Below are 23,875 nucleotides of genomic sequence, written 5' to 3' on the forward strand. Positions count from 1 at the left end.
CGGCCGGACCCCGCTGCGCTACACCGTGCTGGATCGCCAGGCCCGCACGCTGGTGGATGAAACCACCTTCATCGAGGTGCTGCCCGTGCCACAATGGATGGCGCCGGTGCAGACACCGGCGCGGCAGCGGAGCATCGCCTGGGACGCGACCCTCAATGGCGGCCTGGGTGGCTACTGGTTCTTTGCGGCGGATTATCCGCTCTCCTACACCACCACCATTTCGCCCAACGCGCCAAGTTTCCTGGCCAACCGCACCATGGCCTTCGGCCTGGGGGCGCATCTGTGGATGGCCATCGGCCTGGACGGCAAAGTTATATGGCAGGACGCCGGTCCGAGCCTTTATGTGACGATTTTGGACTTCCAGGTGATGGACGCCAACCTGCCCGGCAGCATGTTCTTCAGCCTCCTGCCGGAGGGGCTTGAGGAAATCACCTTCACCGGCCGGTCTCTGGAAAATCACCCGATAGCTTCGTGGCTCATGACTTTGATTCCAGCGATGAAGGTCAGCGAGACGAAGTTTGGCGATTTGAGCGGGCTGGCGGGCCTGTTGGAGCGCGGGGCCAAAACGGAAGGTGTGACGGAGAGCACGGGGGTATGGGATTTGTTCCGCCGGGGCGCCAGCGATTACAGCTCCACCGAGGAAGCGCGCCAGCGTCTCGGCCAGTGGCAGGAGCCGGTGGACGATGAGGCTCAATGGGAGAAATCGCTGACGATCAAGCACAAGCCGTTCAAGCTCAACGAGCGGCTGGAGCTGACCGAGGGCGAGTTGAGCGTGAGCTTCAGTTGGAGTCTCAAGTTGTTGTCAGTGGAAATGAGCTGGCCGCTCTATGGCCTGCCCAAGGTGGGGGCCATCAACGCCGTCATGGAGATCGAGGGCCAACTGGGCTTCAGCCTGGGCGGCGAAATCAAGGTGGCCAATGGCGATTTGAGCGTGACGCCGGTGAAGTTCACCGCCGAGGTCACCGGCACCGTGTCGGCCGGGGTTAAGGCTGAGGTGCTGGGCGTCGGCGCCAAGCTGGTCCTGAGTGCGGAGCTGAAGGCGTCGTTGGAGTATGCGCCGTTCAACACGCCGAGGTTCAAGATCACCTTCCCCTTCGAGCTGAAGTACACGACCTCGTATGACGTGTTGATTACTTCGGGTGACATCAAGAGGCTCAGCGGCACCCTGCTCAAAACGGAGGACTTGCTGCAATTCCCCTATGGCTTCCAATGGATGCCCGCCGATGGGCTGGTGGCGGAAGACCTGGCGCGCAATGACACCTTTGGCCGCGCCGCCCCGCTGGGGGTGCTTAACGGTGACACCCAATCGCGGCCCGAACTGCACGCGCTCCTCAGCGCTCTGCGGCTGGCCAATCCCGCGGATGCGGACTACTTCAGCTTCCGTACTTTGGCGGCGGGCGGCGAGGATGACGCGGTGACCCTCAACTTTGCGATGAGCAATCCGAATGTGCGGGCCATGTTGCTGGATGGCGCGGGCACGCCGGTGGCCTTGATGACCATGACCAATGCCACCACCGGCCGCCTCTCGCTGCGGGGGCTGCCGGCGGGCTTGTATGTGTTGTACGTGCAAAGTGGTGAGAGCCTGGGCTTGAACTATGGTCTGCGGGTGCAGGCCCCGGTGGTTGCCGGCCCGGCTCTCGTGGCGGAATTGACCACCAGCAACAATGGCTTGGTTTTGCCGGGCCAGGCGATCCCGCTGACCCTGCGCATCACCAACTACGGACAATCTGCCGCCCCGGCCAGCCAGGCCGCGCTGCAATGGAGCGCCGATGCCCAGTTCAATGCCGCCAACGCCCTCCTGGCCGGACCGTGGAGTGTGCCCGCTCTGGCGGCCGGCCAGACGTGGGAACAAACGCTGTCCGTCACGCTGCCAGAGCGGTTGGTGGGGCCGGTGTACCTGGGCTTGAGCGCCGATCGGCGCGGGGTGGTGCCGGAACTGGTGCGCGAGGACAACCTGGCGGTGCTCCGCTTCGAGGCCACGCTGGCGCCAGACCGTTTCGAGGCGAACGAGTCTCCATCGCAGGCGGCACACCTGGGCGGGTTGGTGGCCTCGCGCGAATGGAGCGGGTTGACCTTGCATCACTTGGGTGATCAGGACTGGTACCGCTTCCAGCTTGCCCAGACCGGCACGGCGTCTGATCGTGTCAGCGTCACCCCGCAGGACACTTTGCAACGCCTGCACGTGGCCTTGTATGACGCCGCGGGCGTGCTGCTGCGCCAGTCCGGTGCCGCCGCAGGTGGCGCGGTAACGCTGTCCCTGCAAAATCTGCCGGCGGGCGATTATTATCTGCGGGTATTGCCCGGTGAGGCGGGCATTACGTACACCCTGAAACTGGAAAGCGCCGAACGGGCGCTGTCCAACCTGGCAATCGAGGGCCTGGCCCTGCCGGCGGAATTGCGCGCGGGTAACGGCCTTGACCGGGCCACGGTGGTGGTGTCCAACTACGGCGCAGCGCCCGCCCGCTCGTTCGGCGTGGCGGTCATCCTGGTGGACGGTGGCACTGAATATGAACTGGCGCGCACGACGGTGGACATTCTGGCGGCGGGGCAGACGGCAGAACTGAACCTGCCGCTGCAGGTGAACGGCACATGGAACCTGGGGAGCAACCTGCAACTGCGGGTGGTGGTGGACGATGCGGCGGTGGTCGCCGAATTGAATGAAGGCGACAACAGGCGCGCCACGAGCATCACCGTTGCCCGCAACCAGGACGCGCAGGAGGTCCAGGAGACCGGCGTGGAGGGCTGGCTGGATTTGGGGGTGATGCGCGGCGCACAGACCACCACGGGGCGCAACCTGCACAGCCCGCAGGATGTGGATCTGATGCGCTTCCGCCTCCTGGCCACGGGAGGCGCGGCGGACGCCATCACTTTGACGTTTAATGCGGCCACCAGCGGGATGACGGCGGTGTTGCTTGACGGCAATATGCAGTTTGTGGCGCTGGCCAGTGAAGTGACGCCCGGCACGCTGCGGCTCAGCCTCGAAGGCCGCGCGGCAGGGGCCTATTACCTGTTGGTCAATGGCGCCGCGGCGCCGCTGCCCTACACAGTGCAATGGCAGACCCCTAATCCTTCCGGCGCCAACCTGGCGGTGGAGAGTCTGGATGCCAACCGCTATTACGTTAGCGGCAGCCTTTCGGTGACGGCGCGCTTTGCCAACTTTGGCAATGCCGCTGCCGGGGCATTCAAGATTCGGTATTTCGCCTCCACCGACGCGACGATTGATCCCAATACCGACACGCCGTTGACCGGCCTGATTTCGGTGGATGGCCTCGCGGCGGGCGCCGCGGCGACGGACACCCGCGAGCTGGATTTAAGCGCGTTGCCGCCGGGCGAGTATTACCTCGGCATTATCCTGGACCCGGTGGGGGTGCTGACGGAGACCAGCCGGGCGGACAACGTCGGGCGTGTGGCGGTGGAGCGCGTGTCGGCCACAGGGAATCCATGAGGGTGGGCACAACACAAATCCACGTTTGCAAATGGGGCCGTATCCGAGGGGCGGCAGCCCCTTGGGCTGTGCTATGGGCATGGTGCTGGGTGCTTTTGGCCGGCCCTGCCGCGGGCGGAGTGCTGTTGAATGCGGAGTTTTCGGTGACCAATGCGCAGAGCGCGCTTTATGGGTGGAGCGCCCCCTTCAGTGTGTCCGTGACCAATGGCCGGGCCATTCTGGTGGAGGATGGAGTGCATCTGCCGGTGCGGCTGCAGCAGCAGTTTGATCTGACTCCCAATGTCACCCAGCTTCGCCTGACCTTTGAAAACTGGGTGCTGGCCACCAATGCCGTGGGGCAGCCCCCGGATACTTTCCAGATATCTTTGTTGCGCACCAACCTGACGCCATTGGCCGCTCCGACGGGCCAGCCGGAATCCGCGGCGTTCTTCAGTTACCAGCAAAACGGGCAGGTCTTCTTTGGGCCGGGGGTGACTGTGCCGGGAGCGTCCACCAGCGGGGTGGTGTGGATGCCGCAATTCCCCCTAACTATTAGTGTCAATCTGACCAATATTACCTCCGCCATCCCCTCCCTGTTGGTGCTGGATTTGGTGGGCTTCGATCGCCCCGCCAGCCGGGTGGTATTGCGGCAGGTCAGGGTCATCGGCTGGGAGCCGCTGGGCGGGCCGGACACGGCCACCCTGGAGCAGGATTCCGCGGCCACGCTGCTGTTGCTGACCAACGATATTTCCCGCACCGGCCGGCCGCTGGTGCCTGCTTCGTGGCGGCTGGAGACACCCCCCGGGAATGGCACTGTCCAGTACAATTCGCAAACGGGCACGGCCCTTTATCAGCCGGCCGCCGGTTATGCAGGTAGTGACAGCTTCACCTACACCATTGCCGATGAAGCCGGACACCGTTCCGACCCTGTGCTGGTGACCCTCACCATTACGCCGATCTCCCAGGATCCGAAGGATGCATGGCGCCGACAATTTTTCGCTCCTGCGGACCTGGCGAATCCCGCGAAGGAGGCCACGGTGTGGGGCGACCAGGCCGATCCGGATGGCGATGGCCGTAATAATTTGCAGGAATACGTGGCGGGGACAGTGCCTACCAATGGCGCTTCAAAGCTGGAGTTTATCATAGAGCGCCAGGCCGGCGGAACGCGGTTGCGGGTCACGCCCCGCGCTGACGGGCGCATGTACACTGTGCTGGCCAGCAGCCGTCCGCAGGGGCCTTATACGCCGCTGGTCAATCCCCTGGTGCAAATCAACGGTAATCAACTCCTTATCACTGACCGCGCCGGCGGCGCCGGCCCGCGGTTTTACCGCCTGCAGCTCATGCTCTGGCCGTCGCCCGAAATGCTGGCGTGGCGGCAGCAGTACTTCTCCGCTGCCGATTTGGGCAATCCCGCCAAAGAGGCCACCGTATGGGGTGATCAGGCCGATCCGGATGGCGATGGTCGTAATAACCTGCAGGAATACGTGGCGGGCACGGTACCCACCAACGCCGCCTCCCGGCTGCAATTCAGCATTGAGCGCGGGGCGGGCGTGGTGCGGCTGCGCATTACGCCGCGGGCGGAGGGCCGCACTTACGTGGCGCTGGTCAGCAGCAGTCCGCTGGGGCCATTTACGCCGCTGGCCAACCCACTCACGCAAATCAGCGGCAACGAGCTGATCATTACGGATACTGCACCCGGCACCGGCCCGCGCTTTTATCAGGTGCAGGTATTTCTCTCTCCGCCGGCGGGCCTCACCACCTGGCGGCAGCAGTACTTCTCCGCCGCCGATTTGGCCAATCCGGTCAAGGAAGCCACGGTGTGGGGTGACCAGGCTGATCCGGACGGCGACGGGCGCAGCAACTTGCAGGAGTACGTGGCGGGCACGGTGCCCACCAACGCGGCCTCGCGGCTGGTGTTCAATGTGGAACGCGCTGCCGGGACGGTGCGGTTGCGCATTTCACCGCGGGCGGAGGGCCGCACTTACACCCTGCTGGTCAGCAGCAGCTTGTTGGGGCCCTACACGCCGGTGGCCAACCCGCAGGTGCAAATCAACGGCAGCGAGCTGATTCTGACGGATCCCGCCCCTCCGTCCGCCGGCACTCGTTTCTACCGGCTTGCCATCAGCATGCCCTGAGTGCCGGGCGGTGATGGATCACACTTTCTCCAGTTTTTCGTACACCACCATGTCGCCATCGCGGCGCAAATCTTCAGGATGGTAGCGGGGAATGGGAAACTCGGCCTGCTTGAACCTCACCGGGGCCGTCTTTTTGTCCACCAAACCCAGAGCCACGGCCACGCCAAAAATAATCGCCTCCGGCCGGGGCGGGCAGCCGGGAATGTAGTATTTCACCGGCACAATGACTTCCACCGGGCCAAGCACATTGTAGGTATCGTGCCAGATGCCGCCGCCGCAGGCGCAGGAGCCGATGGCAAAGACGAGCTTGGGAGCAGGCATGGCGTCGTAGGCGCGCTTGAGGGCGCGGGCGGTGCTGCGCATGGCCGGCCCCTGGCACAACATCACATCGGCGTGGCGGGGCGAGCCGACGAGCTTGATGCCAAACCGTTCGGCGTCGTAGTAAGGCGTCAGCGCGTTGAGCACCTCAATGTCGCAGCCGTTGCAGCCGCCGCTGTTGGCGTGGTACACCCACAGGGACCGCCCGAACATTTTCTGGCACAATTCTTTGAGCATCGCTTTTAGACTCCCGCGGGGCAGGCTTCAGTCCACTTCAATATCGATATCGCCTACGACCTGGTCTTTTTCCAGGTAGGCCTGGGAGCGGAAAATCCACCGATCATGGGCCAGATCATCAAACCGGTAGCCTTTGAGTTTGAGCTGTTCCAAGGGCGTCGGCTCCTTGAAACAGCGGCCGCATCGCTGGCAGGTGCTCATGAACAACTCCAGGGTTTGCTGAAGATCCCCGATGTGGTTGGTGGCGGTCTCGTAATCCTTGCTCATGGTAATGGCCTTTTCGGGGCAGAGGTCCGCGCAACGACCGCAGTACGTGCAGCGGCGTCCCAGGTATTTCAAGATGCGGATTTCCTGGCAGACATCCAACACCAGGATTTCGCGCGCGGGGCAGTTGTTGGCGCAGCCCGCGCACCCAATGCAGCGATGGGCATCGAAGATCGGCCGTCCGCGGAAGCGCGGCGGCGCCGGCTGCGGGCGGGCGGGGTAGGGGAGCGTGACCCGCCCGGCCTTCAGGCAGAGATAGGCTTCTTTGAGTTTGCTCAAGGCACTCATGGCATGGGCGATTTAGTAACCATTGGCTGCCAACACGAGGGCCACCAGGGCCACCCCCAACAGGATCACGTAATACCGCAAAGCCTGGTCAATGCGGTAGCGGGCATGGGTGGCAGCCACCAGCGTGACCAGCAACACCATGCCCAGCACTTTCAACCAAAACACCGGCACGCTCAAATACCAGGGCAGGCCTGCGCCCCACGGGACAAACAGCGCCACAAAGAGGGCGCTGTATAAGACCACTTTGGCCATCTGCGCATATTTGAACAGCGCCAGTTTGGGGCCGGAATACTCCATCAGCGGCCCCTCCATGATCTCGGTTTCGGCCTCGGAAATGTCGAAAGGCACCCGTTGCACAAATGCCTGGAAGGACAGCAACATCAAAACCAGCATGATCAGGCCGCTCCAGGGGAAGCCCGCCGCCGCATAGACCGAGCCTGACAGCACGGCTTCGAGGCGCAAGCTATTGGTGTGCACCGCCCCAATCACCAGCGCCACCGCAAACAACGGCTCCAAGGTGATCACCGTCATCATTTCCCGGCTGATGCCCAGCATGGAATACGTGCTGCCGGCCGCCAGCCCCGCCAGCAGGGTCGAAATGGCGCACAGGCCCAGCAGATAAATCAGCAGGATGGCGTCTCCCGCCGGACTCAACGGCGGCGCAAACCCCATCGGCACCAGCCAGGCCACCGTCAAAACGGCGCCCAGCGACAAATAGGCCGCCAGCCGCTGCATCAGCGGCGATTCGCCCGACTCGATATCTTCCTTGCCCAGGAGCTTGAGCAAATCGAAGTACGGCTGCCACACCGGCGGCCCGCGCCGGGATTGAATGAGGGCGGTCACCTTGCGCAGGATGCCCTCAAACAAGGGCGCCAGCAGCAGCACCGCCAGCACGTTGGCCAGGCCGCCCGCCAGGATTTTGAAAAAAGCCAGCGTGCTCATGCAATCTCCGCCGCCATCAGGTTTACCTGGGAGGTCTTATTCATACTTTTTCTGCCGCACCATCCGGATCAGTTCCTCCTGCGTCCACAGGCGTGTGTGGTGGCTGCGAATGTCCACGATTTCCAGCCGGTCGGTGCAGGAGAAACAGGGATCAATGCTGCCCAAGGAAATGGTCATGTCGGCCAGTTGTTGGTCCTTGATCATGGCCGGGATGCCCTGCAGGTTTTGATACGTGGGCGCCCGCACCCGCCACCGGCGCGGCCGGTTCTGCTCGCCGGTGATGACAAAGTGATGCGATTCGCCCCGTGGTGCCTCCACCGAGGACATGCCGAAGCGCCCCGCCGGCAGCTCGTCCTTGATGGGCGCCTGAATCGGGCCTGGCTCCATTTTGTCCAGGCACTGGCGGATGATCTTGATGGATTCAAAGACCTCCTTCATGCGCACCACCACGCGGGCCCAGACGTCGCCGCCCTGCTCCACGATTACGTCGAATTCCACCTTGTCATACGCGGCGTAGGGATGATCACGGCGGCAGTCCACGGCCACGCCTGCGGCGCGGGCCACCGGCCCGATAAGGGCCGCATCTTTCACCAGCGCCGGCGTGGTGATGCCCACGCCGCGGGTCCGCCGCTGCAGGTTGCGATCGCGGCTGACGGCCGCCACCACCGCCTGCCACTCCGTTTCCAGCTTGTCGAGCACCTGCCGCAGCCCCGCCTTGAGCTCGGGCGTAATTTCCCAACGCACCCCGCCAATGAGGCAGAGGGAGTAGGTCTTGCGGTTGCCGCTGATCTGCTCCGCCATCCACATGACCGGCTCGCGGATGCGAAAAGCCTGCATGAACAAGGTGTCAAAACCGACGATGTGGCAGGCCAGCCCCACCCAGAGCAGATGGCTGTGCAGGCGCTCCAGCTCCAGCATGATGGTGCGGATGTACTCCGCGCGCGGCGGCACCACAATCGCCGCCGCATTCTCCACGGCCTGCGCATAGGCCACGTTGTGCACGCAGCCGCAAATCCCGCAAATGCGCTCGGCCATCATGGGGATGTCATTGTAGCCGAGCACGGTTTCCGCCAGTTTTTCAATGCCCCGGTGAGCCATGAATCCGCGATATTCGCAGCCCCGCACCGTCTCCCCCTCGACGTACAGACGGAAGTGCGTGGGTTCATCCAGGGTGGGATGAAACGGCCCGAAGGGCACCACCACACAGCCTTCCGGCGGCGCGTCAAACTGGAAATCCCGTTCCTCGTCATAATCGGGCGGGCAATAGTCATGGGGCACATCCTTGCGCAGGGGATGCACCCCCTCCGGCCAGCCATCGGGCAGCACCAGGCGTTTGGGGTAACGATGGCCCACCGGCTCGATCCCCACCAAATCACGAAATTCGCGCTCCGCCCAGTTGGCCGGCGGCACCACGTCGCTGATGCTCGGCACCTGCGGGCGGCCGCCATTGGGCTCGACTTCCGTCATGATGCTGCAGAGCAGGTGCCGTTGATCGAAGGCGAAATTGTGCGCCACCAGGAACTTGCCGGAATAGGGCCGGTCATCCGCGCCGATGCTGATGATGTAGCGGGCGTCGAGGTCGCGAAAGACAAAGTGGCAGACCTCCTTGAGGGCCTCGGGGGTGACAAAGACATATAAGCGATCCGCGGCCGCCACGCTGGCCCGCGGGATGGCCGCGCCGAAGCGCTGTTTCAACTGGTGGAGGATGTCGCGTGATGCCATGCCGGTCAGTCGGTTTGGGGCGCTGCGGGTTTGTCGGGATGATGGGCGGAAGCGGGGCTGCGCAGCCAGCGCACGAGGGGTTTGAAGAAATGTTCTGCCCGGTAACGGTGGGCTTCCTGCTGGGTGGCATACCCACACAGCCACGGTGCGGCCTGGCGGCGGGCGGCGCCGCCGAGGGTGGAGATGGCGCGCGCTAGCATGAGCATCAACGCCAACGTGCCGGCCAGGGCCAGCGGAGTCCACACCGCCTGCGCCTCGCCTGCCATCAATCCGCCCGCCAGATGGCCGCCCAGGGGGGTGGCCTCGGCCAGAATAATGCCCAGTCCCTGGCGGCTTTGCTGCAACCCCAGTTCAATGGCGCGCACTCCCAGGAAAGGCATCAAACCCAGCACCACACACCAGGCCGCCAGCCAGATCTTGGGGGCCAGTTGCAGCGGGCTGCCCTCCAGGGGAGTGGCCTGGGCAAGCTTTTCCCGGACCAGAGCGCTGGTCCGCGAGAGGAAGGCCGCGCCGTAGAAACGCACAAACACGGCCAGGGTGAGGCCGCTGGTCAGAATCGCCAGCAACGCGCAAACCGGAAGCAACCACGACTGAACCCCTCCTTGAATGGCCGCGCTGTAGAGGCCCCACTTGCTGGCAAAGCCGTTGGTCAACGGCGCGCCCACAATCGAAACCACGCCCACCAGGGCGCAGAGCGCCGTCCAGGGCATGGGCCGCCAGAGACCGCCCAGGCGGTTCAAGTCCTGGGTGCCCGTGGCCGTCAACAAAGTTCCCGCGTTCAGAAACAGCAGGCTCTTGAACACCCCATGATTCAGGAGATGAAACAGGCAACCGTACAACGCCAGCGCCGCCACGCCGGCCAGCGGGGTGGGCAGCAACATCAGGCACACGCCCAGTCCCAGCAACATGTATCCCACCTGGCCAATGCTGCTGTAGGCCAGCAGGCGTTTGGTCTGGGTCTGACGCAGGGCTTGCGCGGTGCCGATGGCCAGCGTGGCCGTGCCCAGGACCGTCAACAAACCTCCCCAGGACGTCAGCGGGAACGGCTTGGCTCCCTTCAACACCCCGGGCGGCAGCAGCCAGAGAAAGTACCGCAGGAGGCCGTACACGCCGGTTTTGATCATCACGCCGGACAACATGGCGCTTACCGGCGAAGGCGCCGAAGCATGGGCGTCCGGCAGCCAGATCTTGCCGAAGGGCCACATGCCGGCTTTGATGCCGAAGCCGATCAGGAACAGAGCCAGGCCCAAGCCCACGCGCCCCGGGTGCAGCGCCAAGATTTCCTCCAGCCGATGACTGATCGCATCGAAATCATAGCGGGCCAGGGCTTCACCGTGGACGTGGGCGCCTCCCGACGCCACCAAGCCCGCCCCGAGCATGGTGATGAAACAGGCGGACTGCATCAGCCACATATATTTGCGCGCGGCGCGCCGGCAGGCCTCGTTCTCGCGCTCAAAACGAATCAACGCCCAGGAGGTCAATGTCATCAACTGCCAGAAGATGAAGAAGAAGAACATGGCATCGGTGGTGGTGACCAGCCCTGTCATGCCCGCCAAAAAGAGCAGGAAGTTGGGATAATACCGTCCCACGTCGTGGTGGGGATAGTGTCGCAGGTAGGCAATGGAATAGAAAGCCGAGGCCGGCGCGATCACGGCGATCAGCAGCACGAAGATGGCGCTCAGGCCGTCCACATAGAGGCGCAGGGCAAAACCGTACTGGTGAAAGGCCAGGTAGGTCACGGCATGATCGGGCGGGCCCGCCGCCCACAGCGTCTTCAGAGCCGCATAAACCATGAGCAGCGCAGCCGCGGCTGTGCCGCCAAAGGCCGTCCAGCCCGCCGCCATCCGCCGGCGGCGCAGGCCCCAACACACCCCGGCGCATAGGCCCAGGATCAGCAACGCATAAATTACCGCATGAGGAGCAGTAGGCATTAATGACTCTTTCCAGGTTTATCCGGTCCGGCCGGGAGATGGCCTCCCAGCCAGTGCAAATGTTTCTTCACTTCCGTGTAATAATGGTGCGCGCCAAAGCGGGCATCTTCCGTCTCCCGCACATAGCCGCACAGCCACGGCGCATCTGCACGGCGGACGGCCTGGCCCATGCGGGACAACCCCCACGCGAGGCCGGCCATCAACACCAGCACCACCAACAGTGCCAGCGGAGCGAAGCGGGCCTCGCCCATCAGGATGTCCACCCCGCTCCAGGTGTGGGCTTGCAGCGGCACCACCTGCGCAAAAATGTCGCCCAAGCCCTGGGCGCTGGCGAGCAGGGCGGCCTGCAAGAGTTGCACCGCCAGCGCGGGCAACAGGCCCACCATCAGACAAAGGACGGCGAGGAACACCATGGGCCCGCGCATCAGGGGATGATGGCGGAATTGGGCCGGATCCCCGGCCAGTTCATGTATCCACTGGCTGCGCCGTCCCAGAAAGGCGCTGCCGAAAAATTTGATGAAGGAGGCCAGGGTCAGCGCGCTGGTCAGGAGGGCCACCAAGCCCAGCAGGGGCAGATAATTGAGGTAGGCGCCGCCTTCGAGGGTGGCGGTGTAAATGCACCATTTGCTGGCAAAGCCGTTGAACAACGGCACCCCCGAGATGCTCAGCGAGGCCACCAGAGCGGTGACCGCGGTGACCGGCATAAGGCGCATCAACCCGCCCAGGCGGTTGAGGTCCTGGGTGCCGGTGGCGGCCAGCAGGGAACCGGCATTGAGGAAGAGCAAACTTTTGAACAGACCATGGTTGATGGTGTGAAAGAGAGCGCCCAGAAAGGCCACCGCCGCCAGCGCATCCGCCGCCGGCTCATTGGCGCTCAAAAAGGCCATAGAGGCTCCCAGCGCCAGCAGGATGTAGCCCACCTGGCCGATGCTGTGGAAGGCCAGCAGGCGCTTGGTGTGCTCTTGTTTGAGCGCCTGGAACGTGCCGGTGAAGAGCGTGATGGCGCCCAGCCAGGCCAGCGCCAGACCCCAGCCGGCAAGGGGAAACAGTTGGCGCGCCTCCAGCGGCGATAGCCACAAGAAATATCGCATCAGGCCATAAACCCCGGTTTTAATCATTACGCCGGACAGCAGGGCACTGACCGGGGAGGGGGCGGCCGGATGGGCGTCCGGCAGCCAGAATTGCCCGAAAGGCCACATGCCCGCCTTGATGCCGAAGCCCACCAGAAACAAGGCCAGCGCGGTGGAGACCATCCACGGTTTTTCGGCCAGCAATTGCGGCAACTGCGCATGCAGCGCTTCGAAATCATACCGGTCCAGCGGATGCGCCCCGGTGATCACGGCGCCTCCGGCCAGCAGCTCGGCCCCGATCATGGTCAGCCCACAGGCGATTTGCATCATCCACAAATACCGCCGGGCGGCATGGCGGTTCTCCGGCTTTTTATGCTCGAAACGCACGAGGGCGTAGCTGGTCAGCGTCATGACCTGCCAGAAGATGAAAAAGAAGAACATGGCATCGGTGGTGGTCACCAGGCCGATCATTCCCGCCAGAAACATGAGCAAATTGGCGTAGTAATGGCCGGCGCTGTACTCGGCGTAGTGCTTCAGGTACGGCAGCGAAAACAGCGCCGCCGGGACGGCGATGACCGCGATGAGCAGCAGGAAAACGGCGCTCAATCCATCCACGTAAACCCGGAGCGCAAAGTATTTCCACAACGGCAGCGTGAGCACGCGGTAGGGACCTTCATCGAGCACCCGCACGGCGCCCCAGAAAATGGCGGCGGCGGCCAGCAGCACCGCGGCCAAGGCCAGGCCTCCGGCCAGGCGCGGCCGCCTGCCGGTGAACAAAGCCAGGGCCGCCCCGATGGCGCAGGCCATCAGCGCCGCCAAAACCGCATGTTCAGGGGTTGCCATGCCGTCATCTTTTTTCCCACCCCCGCGGGGTGGGTTGCATGATTTCCTGCAGGAGGATGGTCAGCGCGGCCACGGTGGCCTCCATCACTTCCGAAAGCGTATTCCCCCTGAGGCTGCCCGGTTGCATGCCCAAAAGCCAGATCTGGGTGCCGCGGTCCACTTCCAGCATCCGGGCCAGCATGCCCAGCGAAAGCTTGTGGGTGGACACCTGCGGGAAACGGCTTTGGATTTCCCGCGCTCCCAGCAGCACCACATCGCCCGGCGCCCCGCCAAACTCGACGGCGTCCAGAAACAACATCCGTTCAAACCCCAGGCGCGCCAGCGAAGGGGCCGTCTGCTCCGGCGTCGTGCCCGCCACAAACACGTTGGCGCACCCGGCCGCCAGCAGCTTCTCGGCCAGCCGCACCCCCGCGCCGTCATCGCCGTGGTCAGGGTTGCCCACCCCTACCACGGCGGTGTGGCCACGGAGCACGGCTTCCAGGGCTGAACGCAACGGTTGCATCAAATATCTTCTCCGAGCTTCTTAATTTGCTGGTAGGTGAACACCGGCCCATCCATGCACACATAGGCCACCCCGATGCAACAATGGCCGCACTTGCCCACGCCGCATTTCATGTACCGCTCCAGGGTGGAGACGATGTCGGTATCCTTGAAGCCCATGTCCAGCAAATCCTTGATCACGAAGCGAAACATCACCGGCGGTCCGCAGACGAAAGCGGTGGTGTTTTCGGTGGGCACCTTGACCCCCGGCTTGCGAAACAAGCTGCCCACCACGCCGGTATGGCCCTGCCATCCATTGTCCGCGCGATCCACCGTCAAATGGCACTCAAATCCCCCTGCTTTTTCCCATTCGTGCAGGAGGGGGCGGTACATCAATTCTTTGGGAGTTTTGGCGCCGTAGAAGATCTGAATCCGCCCGAACTTTTCCCGATGGGCCAGCGCATAAACAATGCATGACCGCAGCGGAATCAGGCCAATGCCCCCCGCCACAAACACCAGATTACGCCCGGCATACTGCTCCATCGGAAAGCCGTTGCCGTACGGGCCGCGCACGCCGAAAATGGCGCCCGGTTGCAATTTGTGCAGCGCCTCCGTGGCGCGCCCCACCCGGCGCACCGTGAAAAAAACCTCCTTCTCCGTGGGGCTGGGGGGGAGGGAGGCGGGAAACTCGCCGGCGCCGAAGACGGAAACCTGGGCGAACTGTCCCGGCTTGAATCCGCGAAACGCCTCCTGATCGGCCGCATCCAGAAACCGCCAGAAGAATGTGCGCACCTCGTCAATCTCGTCCACGACGCGCTCGAGGCGGGCGAGTTTGGGCAGGTAAATGTTATCAGTGGGCGGCGGCAGATTCATGGGCCAGATACTCCGTGGTGGCGCGCCGGATCATTTCGATGGTGCTGGGCATTCCCACATCGCCGTGACACACCGCCGCGCAGCGGCCACAGCCTACGCAGGCCATGGACAGCTCGCGCTGGATGAAATAATGGGCCAGTTTGCGGAAGAATCGCCGGTTGCGCCGGTCATGCACGGCCTTGCGGGGGTTGTGTCCGCCGGCCATGCGGGTGAAACCGTACAAGGCGCAGGCATCCCAGAGCCGCACCCGCTCAAATTCATCCGGGCCGGTGGGGCGGTCGGTCACGGTAAAGCAGGTGCAGGCGGGGCAGACGTAGGTGCAGCCGCCACATTCCAGGCAGCGGCTGCCGATTTCCGCCCACGTTTTTTCGAGCACCTTTTCCTGGCTGATATACCGCACGGTGGCGCTGAACCAGCCGGTGGTGGTTTTGAAACGCTGCCGCACCTCGCTCAGAATCTGGCGGCGCCGCGCCACGTGCCCGGGGGTGGCCTTCTGGAAAAACGGCTCGGCAAAGAGGGCCTCGCCGGCGGGACTGCCCGCCACCACCAGAAAGCCCTCCGCGCCCAAATCCATGAGCTGCAAATCGAAGTGCGCTTTGGCCGCCGGCCCGGTGTCGGTGCACAGGCAATAACATTCGTCATTGATGTCCACCTGCGGATCCGTGCAGACCATGTTCACCAGGAACAAATGGGCCCGCCGCCGCGCGTAATAGGGGTCCCGAAATTCGCGCCCCAGGTAAAAACGGTCGAGATGATAGATGCCCGCCACATCACACGAGCGGATGCCGAAGATGGCCCGCTTCTTTTCGTCGTAGGTGGATTGGATCTCATAACTCCCGTCGGCCTTGCGGATGCGAAACAACTGCTCGATATGCGGCAGCACGTAGCGTTTGGGCGGATAATAAGGATTGGGGACGTGCAGTTGAATCAGACTGCGGTTGGCCTCGGTGACCACATCAAAATAGGTGTCGCGGCCCCGCCCGTTGAACGGGGCCAGCACCTCGTGATCGCGCCGCAGCACGTCCACGATTTTCAGCACATCCTCGCGGGCAACCAGTCGGGCGCGCATACTTACACTTTCTCCAAACGCACAAACAGGGGCTTGGTGCGGCTGACCGCCTCAAACGCGCCTTCCCCGGTGATTTGGCGCATGACTTCCTTCACGAAAAAGGGCACGTAAATGGTGCCGCTGCGGACTTCGGGGGTCACGCGCGCGGTGGTGGTGGAGGTGCCGTGGGCCGCCACCAGCCGGATGGGCGCTCCATCCCGGATGCCCAGGGTGCGCGCGTCTTCATCGTTCACCTCGACAAAACCTTCTGGGTAATCCAGCAGCAGCACGCGCAGCTCCCGTTTCAGCGTTTCACTGTGCTTGACCAGCACGTTTTGATGCCAGTAGTAGAGGCTGCTCCCAAAAATCACCGCCATGGGAAACTCCGCCGTCGGCCCGAAGGTGCCCGCCGGGCGGGGCACGGGCGCAAACCGGAATTGCGGTTCGGGCGATAATTTTTCAAACAGTCGGGGCGTGCCGAGGGGGCGGTCCTTGGTGCAGGGCCAGGCCCGGCCGTATTCGCGCCCCAGGTTTTCATGGGTGGCGCCGCTGTAGAACGGCACGGCCTGCGCAATCTCCTCCATGACCGCCGCACTATCGGCGTAATGCCAGCCGGCGCCCAGGGCGTTGGCCATCTGCGTCAGTTGCAGCCATGCCGGCCGCGGCCCGGCCGGAGGTTGAATGACCTGGCGCGCCAGTTGAATGCGCCGGTCCGTGCTGGTAAAGGTGACTTGCTCCTCGCCAAACGCCACGGTGGGGAGTACCACGTGGGCATACTCGGCGGTGGAGGTCATGAACAGGTGTTGCACCACCACCAGCTCCATTTGCCGCAGGGCCTGCCCTGCCTCACAAAAAACCGCCGTGTTCACCGGGTCATAACGCAGCAGCCAGATGCCTTTCAATCCTTGCGTGTGGTTTTCCAAAGCCTCCTGCGCCCCCACGCCGGGGCGGGCGGGCAGCCGTACGCCCCAAAGTTTTTCCAGCGGCTCCCGCGCTTGCGGATCCTCCACGCGCCCATAGCCCGGCAGGCGGTCCGGCAGCATGCCCAGATCACACACCCCCTGCAGGTTGTTGTGTTCATTGAGGGGATATAAACCGCCGCCCGGCCTGCCCAGGTTGCCCGTGAGCAACGCCAGATTGACCAGGGCGCGAATGCTGCCTTTGCCCCGTGCGGCCACCCCCGTGGAATAGAGAATGGCGGCGGAGGGGGCCGTGGCGTACGCTATGGCCGCCTGTTCAATGTCGGCCGCCGGCACACCGCAGCTTTCGGCGATGGAGACCAAATCGTAGGCCTGGATTTCCTGGAGGAATTTTTCGTAATCGGCGCAGTGGGCCTTGATGAACGGCAGATTCATGAGGCCGCGATCCACGATGACCTTGGCCATGGCCCCATAGAGAGCCACGCGGTAACCCGGGCGCAACTGCAAATGGAGATCCGCCGTTTCTGCCACCCGCTGCCGGCGGGCATCAATGACGATGACCGTGGCGCCGCGCAGCTTCGCCCGCATCACCCAGCCTCCGATGGTGGGCAGTTGCATGCCCAAATCCACGCCGTCCACCACGATCACCCCGCTTTCCAGGAGATCGCTGATGGGATTGGTGCTCGCCGGCACTCCCAACATTTCACACAGCGTGTCCACGCTGTTGTTGCAATAAACCCCGGTGCCATGCTCCAAGTTGTTGGTGCCCATCACAGCCCGGGCCAGTTTTTGCAGCAGGTAGCTCTCCTCATTCGAGCAGCGCGGGCTGTTGTAAAAGCCCACCGCGTCCGGCCCATGGCGTGCTTTGATTTCCTGCAACCGCCGGGCAATGAAGGCATAGGCCTCCTCCCACGAAACCGGCTCAAACTTACCGTTTTTCCGCAGCAGGGGATGCATCAGGCGATCGGGTGAGCTGGCCACTTCATGCACATTCCAACCCCGCACACAAATGCGCCCCTGGTTCGACGGATGCGACATGCTGGGATACACGCCGGTGATGCGGTTGCCCTGGGACTCCAGGTAAATCCCGCAGCCCACCCCGCAGAACGTGCACGTTGTCAACGTATGCGCCATGGCACCACCTCGCCGACCCTTACCCATCAGGGCACACCCCACCCCAACTTGCTTATGCGTCATTTTAACGATAAGCAAATCTAAAACAAGAGTCGTGTCGTCGCGTAAAAAACTAATTCATCGGGGGCGCTTCGGCTAAACGTGATTTGTCAAAACTTGGTTGTATTTTGTTCTGCCTGCTCCCCCAAGTCGGCTCGACTCAGGGGGGGTGGCCATTGCGGGGGAGGGCGCCCTCCTCATCTTGCTCCGGCCCATGACCAATGATACGCTAATCCATGATGCTGGCGCAGCCACATCTCAGGCCGCAAGCCCTCTCCCGCCGCCGGGGGGGCATTAACGTTGCCGCAGGCCCTAGCTGGCCAGAGTGGCTGTTGGCCCTGATGTTGTGGGGCTGTTTTTCGACTGGGTTGATGGCGGCACCCGCCCCGCCGCAGGGTTGGATTGAAATGCGGACGCCCTTCCTCCGCGCTTTTTCCAATCTATCCACGCAGGAGCTGATGGCCGTCGTGGGTCGCATCGAGCTGTTTCGTCATCATTATGGGGCCTTGGCCGGGGCCGAGGCCACGGCGGCTTCGCCCATCTTTTTGTACGTTTTTCGCAATGATCGCGAATTCACGCCTTTCAAACCGCTCTACGAGGGCAGGCCCAAGGCGGTCAGTGGCTACTTTACCCGGGCCATGGAAGCCAACTGGATGGCTTTGGATGCCGCCCATTTGCAGGGCGAAAGCCTGCAGACCATATTTCACGAGTACACCCATCTGCTGCTGCGGCGCAATTCGCTGTTCTGGCCACTATGGCTGGAGGAGGGCATGGCCGATGTCTATTCCACATTTGAGGTGACAGATAAAGAAGTGCTCATTGGCAAACCTTCGGCGCGTCGGCTGCGCATCCTAGCCCGGCAGTCGTTCATGCCGTTGCGGGAGCTGCTGGAGGTGAATCACGAGTCGCCCCAATATAACGAGCAGGAGCATCAGGGCATCTTTTACGCACAATCCTGGCTCCTGGCTCATTACCTTGCCTTGGGAGATAATCCGGCGCACCGGGCTCGCTTCCGGCAATTTACCGAGGCCCTGCGTGCCGGCGAGCCGGCAGTATCGGCGGTGACCAACGTCTTCAAGGTCACCTTGGCCCAGTTGGAGGCGCAATTGAGGCAGTACTATGAGCGCGGCCAGTTTGAACCCATGAGACTGCCCATTCGCGGCCGGACCAATGCCATGACCTCGGTGTGGACCCGCCCGGTGCCTCCTGCGGAAATGGCCTTTCAGTTGGGTTGGCTGTTGATTCATGTGCGCCGCTCCGAGGATGCCCAAGCCTGGTTTGAGCTGGCCGGACGTTTGCAACCTGCGGGCCCCTATGGGGCCGAGGGCTTGGGGTTGCTGGCCGCCGAGCGTAACCAACCCAAGGAAGCCCTGGCTCACCTGGAGCGCGCGGTGCGGGCCGGCTCCCGCAACTACAGTGTCCATTACCATTTGGGCCGCCTCCGCCTGGAGCAGGCCCTGCAACCTAATGGCGTTCTGTTGCGCATGCCAGAGGAGCAGGCCCGCCTGATCCGCACCCCCTTGCGCCAAGCCATTACCCTGCAACCCAACTGCGCCGTCGCCCACAATCGCCTGGGCTTTTTGGAGTCAGTCCAAGGGGAGAACCCGGCGGCCGCCATTCGGCATCTTCAGACCGCCGCCCAACTAGAGCCGGACAATTGCGGCTTCATTCTCATGTGGGCCAGATACGCCTTGGAGCAGGGCAAAGATGCCAAAGCCCTGCAAGCGCTGGAGGATATGGCCCGGCAGGGCAGTCACCCGCGGTGCCAAAAACAAGCCCGAGAATTGCTGGCCCGCTTCAACGGCGCCGGCAGGATTTCTTCAGGGCGCCCATAGCGGGCCATGCTGAAGGGGAGACGGGAAGCTGGGTGCCATGATTCGCTTAACCTGCGCCAAGATGACACACAAGCAGGCGTGGCCTAGGTTGTTCTAATACCTCCCAAAACATTTTCGGTAAGAAAATTTTCACTGCACAACTTTTTTTGATAAAAAAAATCTTAAACCCCTATAATGAGTAATGTGAAACAAACAGGTCATGGGTGGGCCGTAAACCAAGCCAGCTTGGGGTGCGGGGGCAGTCCGGGCTGCGTCGCTTGTGGGTCTGCCCAGGCTTTCAGGCATGAAAAATGCTAGGAAGGACAATACGCCATATGCTTAAGCAAAAAATATCCCAGAAAAAAGTTGTCCGCCGGAATAAGTCGGCGGCGAAAAAGCCGGCACCCATGAAAACTGCCAAAGGTGAACCCAAGGAAAAACAGAAGCCCGTGGGGGAGCCAGCGCCTTCGAGTGCGCCGCCGGCCACTCCACCGCCGCCCCCGCCGCAGGTGGCACGGGAACCCGAGGTGAGTTGGGAGGAAAGGGAAAATGAGGCGTGGGATGGGGAGAGTGCCATCAAGCTATATCTCAAAGAGATTGGCGAGGTGCCGTTGTTGACTCCCGAGCAGGAAATTGAACTGGCCGCCCGCATCAAGAAAGGCGACAAGAAAGCGCGGGAACAAATGATCAAGGCCAACCTGCGGCTGGTGGTGAAGATCGCCCATGATTATGAGAATTACGGCCTGCCCCTGCTGGATTTGATCAGTGAGGGCAACATTGGCCTGATGAAGGCGGTGGAGCGGTTTGACCCGGCCAAAGGGGGCAAGCTCTCCACCTATGCGGCCTGGTGGATCAAGCAGGCAATCAAACGCGCCCTGGCCAACCAGGCCAAAACCATTCGTCTGCCGGTGCATCTGGTGGACAAAATCGCCCGCATGCGCCGCGTGGCCATGCAACTGCAGGAGGAGCTGGGCAGGGAGCCGACGGATGAGGAGCTGGCCGAGGAGATGGGACTTTCCCCCTCGCGCGTGGCCTTGATGCGCACGGCCGGCATTCGCCCGGCCTCGCTGGATGCGCCGATTGGGGACGACGACAACAACTCGTATTCGGAGTTGATCGCCGATGAGCAGGCCAGCACGCCTTATGACCGTCTGGAGGACGAAACGGTGCGCGACATGCTGCGGGAATTGATGAAAAGCTTGGAACCCCGCGAAGCGGAGATCTTGAGCTATCGCTTTGGTTTGGATGGCGGCCCGGAGCGCACCCTGGAGGAGGTGGGGGAGAAATTCCACGTGACCCGCGAGCGCATCCGCCAGATTCAGAACATTGCCCTGCGCAAACTCCGGCGCATGATTGAAAAACTGGAGAGCAACTAAGAGCCTTTGCGGGCGGCCTGGTGGGTGACAATCGGCACGTAACCGCGCTCAAGACCTGGCGGCGGGGTCACCCACAGGCCGGGGTCCAGTTTGACCAGTTTGCCGCGGGCAGGCGGGGCCATGTAATCGCGGTCGGGGGTCCAGTGCTGATGGATTTTTTCCACAAAAGCCTGGAGTTTGGCCTTTTTCTCCTCGCTCCAGGAATATTGCTGGAACGAGGGCTGATCCACAAAACGATACCAATAGTAGGTGACGACCGAGCCATCCAGCAGTTGGGTGGTGAAGGGGCCACGGGTGGGGCCGGGTTTGGCCCATGCCCCCTTGCCGGGTGAGGTGTAAGGCGCGCCGGGCCGGGCGAGCGGGAAACTGGCGGCCGCCAGGCGGGTTTCCGGCGGCACCTCTGCGGGCGCAATCACGACCTGCTCGTTGCCCACCGATTTGGAGTATTGGGGAAAAAGACCGGCCGGATAGGGGGCATTGGTAAACCACTGCAGGCCCCAAATGTTACCCTCGAAGATGCGGGTATCGAAAACGGTTTCCACCCCTTTGAGGGGTTTGCCGGCCTGGGAGAAGCGGGTGGTGCGGGTGTTCAATTTGGGTTTCCAGGCGTGGGCGGGGTCAAAACGTCCCGGACACACCGGCCCGCCGTCCCGCCAGCGTTTGAAGGCCTCGTACAAGGCCCCTTTGGAGTAGTAAGTGACCTCCTGCACCAGCCAGGCGCGGCCTTCCTGATCCACGGGAAATTGGAGCTTGGGGATTTTGACGTAGCGCTGGCCCTGGGCATCCGAGCTTTCCAGGCGGGGGACGGTGTTGATTTCCATCGCGCCGCCGCCCATGATGCCGGGGCGGGCGTCCAGCCCGCGCCCATAGAGGAAGGGGTAGTTGAAGAGCTTGCCAATCTTGCTCCAAGTTTCGGGGATATAATAAGCCAGGGGGCCTTTGAAATTGGCCGCGCTGAGGAAACAGGTCCAACTTTGGTCCCCGGTGGGGGGGTCGCCCTCGGTGGGGTCCGTAAAGGGCAGGGCCATCCAGGTATAACCCAAAAAATCGCCGTTGGGGTTGTCGGCAAAAGTCAGGCCGTCGGGCGGAATCAGCAGGCGGTTGCTGAGCTGGGCAACGCCCAGCCGGTCATCGGGCAGGGCCTCATTGCTGTAGAAAAAGGACCAGCCGGGCGAGCCGATTTCGTAATCATAACATTGTGGAGTGGCATTAAGGCTGAATTTGGGCGGGCCATAGCGAAAATGATTGCGTGCCCAGTAGCCCACGCCGCCCTCAAGCGTCTGAAACACACTGCTCCATGTGGGGCCGCGGGCCTTCCACTGGCGCGCAAGGGTGCCTTCCGGGGCGAGGGGACGATCCTTGTTGTCGGAGTTGTCCGGCATGACCCACGAGCTGGGCAGGCCAATCTGGAAATTGGCCAGCGGCTGGTCAATCAACGGCCACACGGCCACATAAAACCCCATGCCGGCGGTGTAGCGGCCTTCGGCTGGCGGCGGGTCATGATGAAAGCCAATGTACCCGTGCAATCCTTCAGAGAGGACCTTGATTTGGCCGGGGGCATTGGTGGGCACCGGGGCGGGGGCCGCTCCGGCCAGGCCGGCTGCCGCCAGCATCAGAATGGGAAGCGTGCTGCGAAACATGGTTTGATGGGAGAATGGGTTAAATGATTTCTTCTTTCACCGGGTCCCAGCGCACCATACGCCGCTCCTGGGCGGATACCAGGGACATAAGACTGGTGGCGGCCTCGATGAAGGCCTCGTCGGTGGAGCACTTCGGCGTGCCGCGGGTACGAATGCACTGAATCCAATCCAGCAGATGATGGGGCTGGGCGGGGGTTTTGCCCCGCTCATAACCGGCCGGCAAATCAGTGCGTTTATTGTGGCGCGCCCGTTGAATTTCAAAGGTGGTCACGTCATGTGCAATGCCGTCAAAGCGCAGGGTGGCATCGCGCCCACAGATTTCCACCGGCTGGCTGGCGGTGGCCACCATGCTGCCGGTAAAGGTGACGGTGCGCCGCAGTTTCTCGAATTGATAAGTGGCCACCCAGGTGTCGGGCACTTCACGGTCATCATGCAACATGGCGTTAAGCCCCGCGCAGGCGCAGGTGTCCGGGATGCCGTGGCCCAGGAGGTATTGCACAAAGTCCAGTTCATGAGACAACAAATCGCCGGCGTAACCGGTGCCGTAAGCGTAGTAACAGCGCCAATGCCAGAAGTGACGCTCATTCCAGGGGATTTTGGGCGCCGGGCCGAGCCATAAATCCCAGTGGACTTCTTTTTGGACCATGGCGGGATCGGGACGATCCCACTTTTCGTAATAGCCGTACCATCGCCAGTTGGGATGGGCCGGATCGGAGGCCTTGAAGCGTCCCGTCCGCACCAGGGACACCGGACCAAGGAGGCCTTGGGCAATCCATTCTTTGGCCTGAAGCGCGCAGGTGGCCTGCCGGGCCTGATGGCCAAGTTGAAAAACCACCCCGCTCTTTTGCAAGGCGGCACGCATCAGCTTGGCTTCGGCCAGCGTGCGCGAGAAACCTTTTTCGCAGTAAATATCTTTGCCGGCTTTTACGGCGTCCAACACCATCTGGCAATGCCAGTGATCGGGCGTGGCAATGACCACTGCATCCACCTCCTTGTCGGCCAGCAACTCGCGATAATCCACGTAGGCCCTGGCCTTGGGGTTGTTGCAGCGTTCCAAGCCCTTTTGCCGGTGCGGGCCATAAACATCGCATACGGCTGTGACCTGGACATCGTTCATCCCGGCAAGCACATTCAACAAATCACCGCCCCGGGTGCCGATGCCAATGCAGCCCACCCGGACGGCCTGGCTGCGGCCGGGGGCTGCCAGCATGCCGGGACAAGTCAGGGTGGCGGCCGCCAGGCTGGCATTGCGCAGGAAGCGGCGGCGACTGAGGGACAAGGTGTTGTTCATAACCATGGTATGGTCAGGGTCCAGGAGGACTTTGCCATGTCGGCTTGGGTACACGGGTAACCGGGCGGCAGTGTAATTCAGGCCGG

16 protein-coding genes (1 of these 16 only partly in view) are annotated in these 23,875 nt (G+C 62.7%); 4 read left to right on the forward strand and 12 right to left on the reverse strand.

Annotated features, from left to right (window positions below; translation table 11 throughout):
* Both N3J91_10240 and N3J91_10245 read left to right on the forward strand, forming a co-directional pair.
* Window positions 1-3,445, forward strand: partial view of a putative Ig domain-containing protein gene (locus tag N3J91_10240; GenBank protein ID MCX8156807.1) — the final stretch only. 26,582 nt of this gene lie to the left of the window's left edge; only the last 3,445 of its 30,027 coding nucleotides appear in the window; the start codon falls outside the window, past its left edge; it ends in the stop codon at window positions 3,443-3,445.
* 95 nt (window positions 3,446-3,540) lie between these two features.
* A complete protein-coding gene (locus N3J91_10245; protein ID MCX8156808.1) occupies window positions 3,541-5,559 on the forward strand; it encodes an Ig-like domain-containing protein in 2,019 nt (672 codons plus the stop codon).
* A gap of 18 nt (window positions 5,560-5,577) precedes the next feature.
* On the opposite strand, the gene N3J91_10250 is transcribed toward N3J91_10245, so the two are convergent.
* The 10 genes from N3J91_10250 to N3J91_10295 are packed head-to-tail and all read right to left on the reverse strand — an operon-like array spanning window position 5,578 to window position 17,629.
* Window positions 5,578-6,114, reverse strand: a complete 537-nt coding sequence (locus N3J91_10250; GenBank protein MCX8156809.1) for an NADH-quinone oxidoreductase subunit B family protein — start codon at window positions 6,112-6,114, stop codon at window positions 5,578-5,580.
* A gap of 27 nt (window positions 6,115-6,141) precedes the next feature.
* On the reverse strand, window positions 6,142-6,666 hold the full coding sequence (locus tag N3J91_10255; GenBank protein MCX8156810.1) for a 4Fe-4S dicluster domain-containing protein: 525 nt from the start codon (window positions 6,664-6,666) through the stop codon (window positions 6,142-6,144).
* Window positions 6,667-6,678: 12 nt separating this feature from the next.
* The gene (locus N3J91_10260) at window positions 6,679-7,608 is read right to left on the reverse strand and encodes an NADH-quinone oxidoreductase subunit H (protein MCX8156811.1); all 930 of its coding nucleotides are present in this window, start codon (window positions 7,606-7,608) and stop codon (window positions 6,679-6,681) included.
* A 36-nt stretch (window positions 7,609-7,644) separates the two neighbouring features.
* Window positions 7,645-9,330 carry an NADH-quinone oxidoreductase subunit C gene (locus tag N3J91_10265; GenBank protein ID MCX8156812.1) on the reverse strand — a complete coding sequence of 562 codons (1,686 nt, stop codon included), beginning with the start codon at window positions 9,328-9,330 and terminating at the stop codon, window positions 7,645-7,647.
* A gap of 5 nt (window positions 9,331-9,335) precedes the next feature.
* Window positions 9,336-11,261: a proton-conducting transporter membrane subunit gene (locus N3J91_10270; GenBank protein MCX8156813.1), complete on the reverse strand. Its 1,926-nt coding sequence runs from the start codon at window positions 11,259-11,261 to the stop codon at window positions 9,336-9,338.
* Window positions 11,261-13,174, reverse strand: coding sequence for a proton-conducting transporter membrane subunit (locus tag N3J91_10275; GenBank protein ID MCX8156814.1), 1,914 nt, complete (start codon window positions 13,172-13,174; stop codon window positions 11,261-11,263). Before N3J91_10275 ends, N3J91_10270 begins: the two co-directional genes overlap by 1 nt.
* A 4-nt stretch (window positions 13,175-13,178) precedes the next feature.
* Window positions 13,179-13,676 carry a hydrogenase maturation protease gene (locus tag N3J91_10280; protein ID MCX8156815.1) on the reverse strand — a complete coding sequence of 166 codons (498 nt, stop codon included), beginning with the start codon at window positions 13,674-13,676 and terminating at the stop codon, window positions 13,179-13,181.
* Window positions 13,676-14,527 carry an FAD/NAD(P)-binding protein gene (locus N3J91_10285; protein ID MCX8156816.1) on the reverse strand — a complete coding sequence of 284 codons (852 nt, stop codon included), beginning with the start codon at window positions 14,525-14,527 and terminating at the stop codon, window positions 13,676-13,678. The genes N3J91_10280 and N3J91_10285 overlap by 1 nt, the downstream gene beginning before the upstream one ends.
* Window positions 14,505-15,596, reverse strand: coding sequence for a 4Fe-4S dicluster domain-containing protein (locus N3J91_10290; GenBank protein ID MCX8156817.1), 1,092 nt, complete (start codon window positions 15,594-15,596; stop codon window positions 14,505-14,507). Before N3J91_10290 ends, N3J91_10285 begins: the two co-directional genes overlap by 23 nt.
* Window positions 15,597-15,598: 2 nt before the next feature.
* Window positions 15,599-17,629 carry a molybdopterin-dependent oxidoreductase gene (locus N3J91_10295; GenBank protein ID MCX8156818.1) on the reverse strand — a complete coding sequence of 677 codons (2,031 nt, stop codon included), beginning with the start codon at window positions 17,627-17,629 and terminating at the stop codon, window positions 15,599-15,601.
* 410 nt (window positions 17,630-18,039) lie between these two features.
* On the opposite strand from N3J91_10295, the gene N3J91_10300 reads away from it, so the two are divergent.
* Both N3J91_10300 and N3J91_10305 read left to right on the forward strand, forming a co-directional pair.
* The gene (locus tag N3J91_10300) at window positions 18,040-19,503 is read left to right on the forward strand and encodes a hypothetical protein (protein MCX8156819.1); all 1,464 of its coding nucleotides are present in this window, start codon (window positions 18,040-18,042) and stop codon (window positions 19,501-19,503) included.
* A 386-nt stretch (window positions 19,504-19,889) separates the two neighbouring features.
* Window positions 19,890-20,858, forward strand: a complete 969-nt coding sequence (locus tag N3J91_10305) for a sigma-70 family RNA polymerase sigma factor (protein MCX8156820.1) — start codon at window positions 19,890-19,892, stop codon at window positions 20,856-20,858.
* On the opposite strand, the gene N3J91_10310 is transcribed toward N3J91_10305, so the two are convergent.
* Window positions 20,855-22,498, reverse strand: a complete 1,644-nt coding sequence (locus tag N3J91_10310) for a hypothetical protein (GenBank protein MCX8156821.1) — start codon at window positions 22,496-22,498, stop codon at window positions 20,855-20,857. The two genes, N3J91_10305 and N3J91_10310, sit on opposite strands and share 4 nt — an antisense overlap.
* A 19-nt stretch (window positions 22,499-22,517) precedes the next feature.
* Window positions 22,518-23,789 (reverse strand): Gfo/Idh/MocA family oxidoreductase, encoded by a 1,272-nt coding sequence (locus tag N3J91_10315; protein MCX8156822.1) that lies wholly within the window; start codon window positions 23,787-23,789, stop codon window positions 22,518-22,520.
* Window positions 23,790-23,875 lie beyond the last annotated feature (86 nt).

The sequence above is a fragment of the Verrucomicrobiia bacterium genome, assembly GCA_026414565.1.
Lineage (GTDB): Bacteria > Verrucomicrobiota > Verrucomicrobiia > Limisphaerales > Fontisphaeraceae > Fontisphaera.

Bases quoted from the DNA above. Each gene is read 5' to 3' on its own strand.
- N3J91_10255 (MCX8156810.1), bottom strand. From the start codon at position 6,666: ATGAGTGCCTTGAGCAAACTCAAAGAAGCCTATCTCTGCCTGAAGGCC.
- N3J91_10250 (MCX8156809.1), bottom strand. From the start codon at position 6,114: ATGCTCAAAGAATTGTGCCAGAAAATGTTCGGGCGGTCCCTGTGGGTG.
- N3J91_10260 (MCX8156811.1), bottom strand. From the start codon at position 7,608: ATGAGCACGCTGGCTTTTTTCAAAATCCTGGCGGGCGGCCTGGCCAAC.
- N3J91_10295 (MCX8156818.1), bottom strand. From the start codon at position 17,629: ATGGCGCATACGTTGACAACGTGCACGTTCTGCGGGGTGGGCTGCGGG.
- N3J91_10280 (MCX8156815.1), bottom strand. From the start codon at position 13,676: ATGCAACCGTTGCGTTCAGCCCTGGAAGCCGTGCTCCGTGGCCACACC.
- N3J91_10300 (MCX8156819.1), top strand. From the start codon at position 18,040: ATGGCGGCACCCGCCCCGCCGCAGGGTTGGATTGAAATGCGGACGCCC.
- N3J91_10310 (MCX8156821.1), bottom strand. From the start codon at position 22,498: ATGTTTCGCAGCACGCTTCCCATTCTGATGCTGGCGGCAGCCGGCCTG.
- N3J91_10265 (MCX8156812.1), bottom strand. From the start codon at position 9,330: ATGGCATCACGCGACATCCTCCACCAGTTGAAACAGCGCTTCGGCGCG.
- N3J91_10270 (MCX8156813.1), bottom strand. From the start codon at position 11,261: ATGCCTACTGCTCCTCATGCGGTAATTTATGCGTTGCTGATCCTGGGC.
- N3J91_10315 (MCX8156822.1), bottom strand. From the start codon at position 23,789: ATGAACAACACCTTGTCCCTCAGTCGCCGCCGCTTCCTGCGCAATGCC.
- N3J91_10290 (MCX8156817.1), bottom strand. From the start codon at position 15,596: ATGCGCGCCCGACTGGTTGCCCGCGAGGATGTGCTGAAAATCGTGGAC.
- N3J91_10305 (MCX8156820.1), top strand. From the start codon at position 19,890: ATGAAAACTGCCAAAGGTGAACCCAAGGAAAAACAGAAGCCCGTGGGG.
- N3J91_10285 (MCX8156816.1), bottom strand. From the start codon at position 14,527: ATGAATCTGCCGCCGCCCACTGATAACATTTACCTGCCCAAACTCGCC.
- N3J91_10275 (MCX8156814.1), bottom strand. From the start codon at position 13,174: ATGGCAACCCCTGAACATGCGGTTTTGGCGGCGCTGATGGCCTGCGCC.